Source organism: Clostridium lapidicellarium (genome assembly GCF_041224415.1).
Taxonomy (GTDB): domain Bacteria; phylum Bacillota; class Clostridia; order Clostridiales; family Clostridiaceae; genus Clostridium_B; species Clostridium_B lapidicellarium.
Genome location: NZ_JBGFFE010000021.1, coordinates 48,202 through 55,611, shown reverse-complemented (window position 1 = coordinate 55,611; position 7,410 = coordinate 48,202). Strand labels below are relative to the sequence as shown.

At 38.9% G+C, this 7,410-nt stretch carries 9 protein-coding genes; all 9 read right to left on the bottom strand.

From position 1 onward, the window contains the following. Positions 1-209 precede the first annotated feature (209 nt). The 9 genes from AB8S09_RS12470 to AB8S09_RS12430 all read right to left on the bottom strand — a co-directional run bounded on the left by AB8S09_RS12470 (position 210) and on the right by AB8S09_RS12430 (position 7,395). The gene (locus AB8S09_RS12470; RefSeq protein WP_294184323.1) at positions 210-1,331 is read right to left on the bottom strand and encodes a sodium ion-translocating decarboxylase subunit beta; all 1,122 of its coding nucleotides are present in this window, start codon (positions 1,329-1,331) and stop codon (positions 210-212) included. Beyond that, positions 1,318-1,479: a hypothetical protein gene (locus AB8S09_RS12465; RefSeq protein ID WP_294184321.1), complete on the bottom strand. Its 162-nt coding sequence runs from the start codon at positions 1,477-1,479 to the stop codon at positions 1,318-1,320. Before AB8S09_RS12465 ends, AB8S09_RS12470 begins: the two co-directional genes overlap by 14 nt. A 69-nt stretch (positions 1,480-1,548) precedes the next feature. Then, entirely contained in the window at positions 1,549-1,950 is a 402-nt protein-coding gene (locus AB8S09_RS12460) for a biotin/lipoyl-containing protein (RefSeq protein ID WP_294184320.1), read from the bottom strand. Between the two features lie 12 nt (positions 1,951-1,962). Further along, positions 1,963-2,325 (bottom strand): OadG family transporter subunit, encoded by a 363-nt coding sequence (locus AB8S09_RS12455; RefSeq protein WP_294184318.1) that lies wholly within the window; start codon positions 2,323-2,325, stop codon positions 1,963-1,965. Positions 2,326-2,351: 26 nt separating this feature from the next. Beyond that, complete coding sequence (locus tag AB8S09_RS12450) at positions 2,352-3,893, bottom strand: acyl-CoA carboxylase subunit beta (protein WP_294184312.1); 1,542 nt, start codon at positions 3,891-3,893, stop codon at positions 2,352-2,354. Between the two features lie 28 nt (positions 3,894-3,921). Further along, positions 3,922-4,329 (bottom strand): methylmalonyl-CoA epimerase, encoded by a 408-nt coding sequence (gene mce, locus AB8S09_RS12445; RefSeq protein WP_294184310.1) that lies wholly within the window; start codon positions 4,327-4,329, stop codon positions 3,922-3,924. A gap of 1 nt (position 4,330) precedes the next feature. Continuing rightward, the gene (gene meaB / locus AB8S09_RS12440; protein WP_294184307.1) at positions 4,331-5,290 is read right to left on the bottom strand and encodes a methylmalonyl Co-A mutase-associated GTPase MeaB; all 960 of its coding nucleotides are present in this window, start codon (positions 5,288-5,290) and stop codon (positions 4,331-4,333) included. A 14-nt stretch (positions 5,291-5,304) separates the two neighbouring features. Continuing rightward, positions 5,305-5,703, bottom strand: coding sequence for a cobalamin B12-binding domain-containing protein (locus AB8S09_RS12435; protein ID WP_294184305.1), 399 nt, complete (start codon positions 5,701-5,703; stop codon positions 5,305-5,307). Positions 5,704-5,730: 27 nt separating this feature from the next. Continuing rightward, positions 5,731-7,395, bottom strand: coding sequence for an acyl-CoA mutase large subunit family protein (locus AB8S09_RS12430; RefSeq protein WP_294184303.1), 1,665 nt, complete (start codon positions 7,393-7,395; stop codon positions 5,731-5,733). Positions 7,396-7,410: the final 15 nt, after the last annotated feature.

Below are 7,410 nucleotides of genomic sequence, written 5' to 3'. Positions count from 1 at the left end.
TAAAATGGCAGTTAAAATAATAAATATATATCCCTTTTTCACTTTCCTAATCCCTCCCAAAATATATATTGGTGTTAACGTTTTAACTCAGTTTAACCTAAAAATTTTTCTATAACCCTTGTCTACTTGTCAATGCATAAAAATATAGAAATTGAATCCGCACTACATCTCTAGATATTATGCTATGTGCAGCACGGAATCCAATTAGTTTAATGAGGAATTAAAGTTATGAGTATACCTCCTGCTATTGCAGTTCCAAACACACCTGCCAAATTAGGTCCCATAGCATGCATTACAAGGAAATTGTATTTGTTTTCCTGAAGTGCTACGCTGTGTGAAACCCTGGCTGCAATTGGAACCGAAGCTATACCTGCCGATCCAATAAGCGGATTTATCCTTCCATGAGATAACCTGCATAAAATCTTTCCTCCCCAGATACCTCCTGCTGTACCTGTCATGAAAGCCACAAGTCCAAGTACTATGATTTCAAGCGTCTTTACTGTAAGGAAAGTATTTGCTGACATAGTTGAACCTATTGACAACGCAAGTAATATAGTGATTACATCCATAAATGCACCACCGGCAGTTTTAGCAAGTCTATCTACAACTCCCGATTCCTTAAGAAGATTACCAAACATCAGCATTGTTACAAGTGGTGCTATAGGTGGAAGCAGCAAATCAATTATCGTCGTTATCAGTATAGAGAAACATATTTTTTCTCTCTTTGTCACTACCCTTACCTGTTTCATCATTATATTTCTTTCATCATGAGTGGTAAGCCATTTCATAATTGGAGGCTGTATAAGCGGCATAAGAGCCATGTAAGAATAAGCCGCCACAGAAATCTGTGCCATCAAATGGGGAGCCAATGTCTGTGTAACATATATGGCCATAGGACCGTCTGCTCCACCTATTATCCCTATGGCACCTGCTTCAGCCAATGTAAAGTGAAGTATTTTGGCACCTATAAGTGCTATAAATATTCCCACATGGGCAAAGGCACCAAGTATCATGATTCCGGGATTTGCAATCATCGGTCCAAAATCTGTCATGGCACCCACACCAAGAAATATAAGCGGTGGATAAATCACTTTAGAAACTCCCAAATAGAATATACTAAAAAGTCCATTAGGTTTCATAAGCTGATTTCCAGGTATATTTGCCACTATGCACGCAAAACCTATTGGCAACAGTAAAAAAGGCTCGTATTTTTTAACTATTGCCAGGTAAATCATAACCATACCTATTATAATAAGAAATACGTTTCCTGCTGTCAGATGTATTAATGATGTAGCTTCAAGCATCGAATGCAGGGCATTAAGTATTATCATGTTTTTCCCTCCCATGAGATTTTAAGTGAAATTTATTAACTAATGGGAGTAATTTCAAAATCAAACCTATAACATATAGGAAAAAAAGCAGCAGTATCATATCAACTATGGAGATAATAACTGCACCTGAAACAGAATCTGATATCATTTTTTTACCTCCCTATTTCAAATTCAAACTATCATAAGACTGTGTATGTTGTTTTGTAAATAACCGGTGCTATTTTAATACTGCTAGAGTGTCTCCTGTATTTACCGAAGCCCCTTTAGTAACTGATATCTTTGCCACAGTTCCACCTTTTGAAGCTCTTATTTCATTTTGCATTTTCATGGCTTCCAATATAAAGAGGACATCATCTTTTTTAACTGTATCTCCTTCTTTTATCTTTATGTCCAGCACTGTCCCGGGCATAGGACTTGCAACTGTTTCTCCTCCGCCACTTGCTGCTGGAGCTTGTTTCTTTACAGGTTCAGCCTTCTTAGGTGCTGGTGCTACTTTTGGTTTAGGTGCCGGCGCTGCTTTTGCTTTTGGTTCAGACGCCGCTGTTGTTGAAGTTTCCATTACTTCATCTACTTCAACTTCGTATGATTTTCCATTTACAGTAATATTAAACTTTCTCATAATTCATTCTCCTTACAAATTAATGCCTTCATTTATTCTCCACGTCTTCTTGTTACGATTTAGTGGTTTCATCTGCTCTCGACGTCCTGCAGTAGTCCATGGTGAAACAACCGGTACTACTCTTTTTACATTTCTTATAAATACGTGGGAAGTGGAAGTTCCCATAGCTGCCGCCACTGCAGCCGTTATAACAGCTATCAGTTCTCCCTCTTCTTCACCACTTACATTTTCATTTGCTACATTTTGTTTCTTCACGCTAGTTGCATTACTAACTTCCGTATTGTTGTCCTTCGACGGCTTGTAATGAGGGGGCGTAAACTTAAACAACAATAGCATTAAAATAACTGCAACTATTAAAATCAATAAATCAGACATAAAAAACCTCCTCTTATACCCTTTTTTTATACAGGTATATTGCCGTGTTTCTTTGGAGGGCAGCTCTCCCTTTTATCCTTTAACATCTCAAAAGCCGCTGCCAATCTTTGTCTGGACTCTGATGGTACTATTACATCGTCCACATATCCCCTCTTTGCTGCCATATACGGATTAGCAAAATCGTCTTTATATTCTTTTACCCTGGTACGTCTTTCGGATTCCGGATCAGATGCGGCCCTAATCTGTTTCTTAAATACAATATTTGCCGCCCCATCAGGTCCCATTACAGCTATTTCTGCTGATGGCCAAGCATATACTATATCTGCTCCCAGATCCTTACTGCACATTGCCAAATAAGAACCTCCGTAAGCTTTTCTTACAATCATAGTTACTTTTGGAACGGTAGCTTCAGAATATGCATACAGCATTTTAGCTCCATGTCTTATTATTCCTCCATGTTCCTGATTCTTGCCAGGTAAAAATCCCGGTACATCCACTATATTCAAAATTGGAATATTGAAGGCATCACAGGTCCTTATAAATCTCGCAGCCTTATCTGAAGCATTTATATCAAGGCACCCTGCAAGCATCTTAGGCTGATTGGCTATTATGCCTATACTCCTTCCGTTCATCCTTCCAAAACCTATTATAATGTTCTGGGCATATCTTTCCTGCACTTCAAAGAAACTGTCCTTATCTATTACCTTGTTTATTATATCTTTCATATCATAAGGCTTATTTGGATTGTCAGGGATTATAGTGTCAAGTTCAGGAATTGCCCTGTTTACATCATCATTTACTTGAACTTCCGGTGGATTTTCCATATTGTTTGATGGTAAATAGGACAATAATTTCTTCACCTGATCAAATGAAGTCTTTTCATCTGCAGCTTCAAAATGTGCAACTCCCGATTTCGTGTTGTGAGCTGCTGCCCCGCCTAAATCCTCTACAGTTACGTCCTCTCCTGTAACTGTTTTTAAAACTTTAGGCCCTGTTATAAACATCTGACTTGTTTTATCCACCATGAATATGAAATCTGTAAGTGCCGGCGAATAAACTGCACCTCCTGCACAAGGTCCCATTATCATAGAAATCTGAGGTATCACTCCGGATGCCTTTGTATTCCTGTAGAATATATTTCCATAACCCGAAAGGGCATCTACACCTTCTTGGATTCTAGCTCCACCAGAATCATTTATACCAATTACAGGTGCTCCTGCCTTCATAGCTAAATCCATTACGTTGCACATTTTTTTAGCATGCATTTCTCCAAGAGCTCCACCTGTTGAGGTAAAATCCTGGGCATATACATAGACAAGCCTTCCATTAATTGTTCCATATCCGGTTACTACACCTTCATCTGGTATCTCAACTTTTTCCATGCCAAAATTGGTGCATCTATGGCTTACAAATACTCCAATTTCAACAAAACTTCCCTTATCCAGAAGGTAGTCTATTCTCTCTCTGGCAAACATCTTTCCCTTTTTGTGCTGTTTGTCGATTCTAGCCTGACCTCCACCCTTTTCAATTTTCTTCTTGTCCTCTATAAGTTTGTCAATCTTGCTCATATTCCTCTCTCCTTAATAAACAAAATTATTATTTCTGGCAGAGTTCCAGCAGCACGCCATGTGTGGTCTTTGGATGTACAAAAGCAATCTGTGCACCGCCCGCACCAGGTCTTGGTTTTTCATCTATGAGCCTCATACCCTGTTTTTTAAGTTCTTCCAATGCTGCCGCAACATCATCCACTCTAACTGCAATATGCTGTATTCCCTCTCTCTTTTTTGCAATGAATTTTGCTATGGGGCTGTCGTCGCTTGTAGGTTCTAGAAGCTCAAACTCACTCTCTCCAATAGGTACAAAAGCTGTTATTACTTTCTGAGATTTTACTTCCTCAGTCCCTGTGCATTTAAGTCCCAAGACACCCTCATAAAATTTCAATGACTCCTTGATGCTCTTTACAGCAATTCCAACATGATCTATCTTTTTCAAATCAATACTCATGTTATTTTTCATCTCCCATTTTAAAATTTTTATATAATGTATCGGATGCAGTGTAAGGATCAATCTTTTTATTAAACACATCCTCCACAAGTTTTTTCAACATACCCGTTTTATAATCCAGTTTTAAGGCAGATTTTACCAGATTGTTTTTCAATATAAAAATTATTTTTTCCTTCAACTTGGATTTCTTTCTCTCTTCCAATGTTCCCTCCGACACCATACTGTCATAGCATTCATCTATAGCTGAAAGCAATTTGTCAATTCCAGTATTGTCCTTTGCAGTTATGTTCAGTACGGGAGGTAGTTTCCCTCCTTTGTCGCTGAAGCTCAACATGGCCTCTATCTCTGCCGCTGTACGCTGGGCACCTTCCTTATCCGACTTGTTGACTGCAAATATATCTCCTATTTCCATTATTCCTGCTTTCATTGTCTGTATATCATCGCCAAGACCTGGAACCATTATCATAACTACAACATCAGCTACTTTAACTATATCCACTTCAGACTGCCCTACACCCACAGTTTCAATAAATATATAGTCCATGCCAAAAATATCCAGGATATTTACAGTTCCATATACTGCATCAGAAAGTCCTCCGAGGGCTCCTCTCGTACCCATGCTTCTTATAAATACCCCCGAATCGGTATTGAGATCATTCATTCTGACCCTATCTCCAAGTATTGCTCCATGTGAAAAAGGGCTCGTAGGATCAACCGCTATGATCCCCACCTTTTTGCCCTGTTTTCTGATGAGTTTTGCTATCTGATCTGTCACTGTACTTTTACCAGCTCCTGGAGGGCCAGTTATTCCTATTACTTTGGCCCTTCCAGTCAGATGGTATAGATCTTTCATAAGTTCAAGAGATCTGCTGTCTTCATTTTCCATCATGGTTATTAATTTTGCAGCGGCTCTTTTTTGACCGCTCACAACACCTCTTTTAATATCTTCAATATCCATCATACTCACCCTTTAACTTAGTTCAGCTTGACATTTTTTCTAATATAGTCGACTGTGTCAGAGGTCTTTGTTCCCGGTGTAAAGATAGCTTTTACTCCTGCTTTCTCCAATCCTGGTATATCCTCTTCAGGTATAACTCCGCCTCCTATGACAAGGACATCGCCTGCTCCTTTTTCCTTGAGCAATTTTACCACTTTAGGAAAAAGCGTATTATGTGCTCCTGATAATATACTCATTGCAACACAGTCCACGTCTTCCTGTACTGCTGCTTCTGCAATCTGATTTGGTGTCTGTCTAAGTCCTGTATATATAACTTCCATTCCGGCATCTCTAAGTGCCCTTGCTATTACTTTAGCTCCCCTGTCATGTCCGTCTAATCCAGGTTTTGCCACTAAAACTCTTATTGGTCTATCCATATCTAAAATCTCCCCTTACTTCTTAATTTATTTATATTCTCCAAATACTCCCCTAAGGACATCACATATTTCACCCAAGGTAGCATATTGTTTTACAGCATCAATTATGAAAGGCATCAGGTTATCTCCTTTTTTAGCTGCATTTTCAAGTGAAGTAAGTTTTTCGCCTACAGCTTTTGAATCTCTTTCAGCCTTTAACTGTTTCAATTTTTCCTTTTGTTTTTCACCTACAGAAGGATCAACTTTCAGAAGTCCCTTTGGTGGTTCCTCTTTTATCTGGAATTTATTCATTCCGACAACAACCTGTTCTCCAGATTCTACTTGTTTCTGATATTCATAGGAGCTGTCTTCTATTTCTTTTTGTACATACCCTTTTTCAATTGCCTTTGCTGCTCCGCCCAGCTCATCTATCTTATTTATATATTCCATTGCCTTTTTCTCTGTCTCATCCGTCAGAGCTTCTACATAATAGGAACCTGCCAGAGGATCTATGGTATCTGGTACTTCACTTTCATAAGCTATGATCTGCTGTGTTCTAAGTGCAACTCTTACTGAATCCTGGGTAGGAAGTGCCAGTGCTTCATCTTTTGAATTTGTGTGAAGGGATTGTGTACCTCCAAGTACAGCTGAAAGCGCCTGCAGAGTAACTCTTACTATATTATTATCAGGCTGCTGTGCTGTAAGAGTGCATCCTCCTGTCTGTGTATGGAACCTCAATTTTAACGATTTAGGATTCTTAGCATGAAATCTCTCTTTCATGATCTTTGCCCATATTCTTCTTGCTGCCCTGAATTTAGCAATTTCCTGGAATAACCCATTGTTTGCATTAAAGAAGAATGACAGCCTAGGGGCAAATTTATCAACGTCAAGACCTGCTTTTATGGCCGCTTCCACGTAAGCAATTCCATCTGCAATCGTAAATGCAACTTCCTGTACGGCAGTGGAACCTGCTTCCCTTATGTGATACCCTGAAATGGATATTGTATTCCATTTTGGAAGATTCTTCGAGCAGTATTCAAATATATGTGTGATAAGTCCCATAGATGGTTGAACCGGGAATATATACGTTCCTCTTGCCACATACTCTTTCAAAATATCATTCTGAATAGTGCCCCTTAATTTTTCAGGAGCTACTCCCTGCTTTTCTGCTACAGCTATATACATAGCAAGCAATATTGAAGCCGGAGCATTTATTGTCATGGAAGTACTTACTTTATCCAGTGGTATTCCATTAAAAAGTGTTTCCATATCTTTAAGAGAATCTATGGCAACTCCAACTTTTCCAACTTCACCTTCTGCAAGTTCGTGATCGGAATCATAACCTATTTGCGTAGGCAGATCAAAAGCTACACTAAGTCCTGTCTGGCCCTGCGACAAAAGATATTTATATCTCTTGTTTGATTCCTCTGCAGTAGCAAAACCTGCATACTGCCTCATTGTCCAGAGCTTACCTCTGTACATAGTAGGCTGAACACCTCTTGTATAAGGGTATTCTCCTGGAAATGAAAGTTTTTCATTATAGTCTAAATTCTGTACATCTTCAGGTGTATAAAGTCTTTTAACTTCTATACCCGATGTGGTTTTAAAGGATTTCTTTCTCTCTGGGAATCTAGTAACTGTTTTTTTAAGAGTTCCCTCTTCCCACTCTTTTTTCTTGGCTTTTACTTCATTAACTTTTTCTTCCTTAAACATTTTCTAACCCCTTTT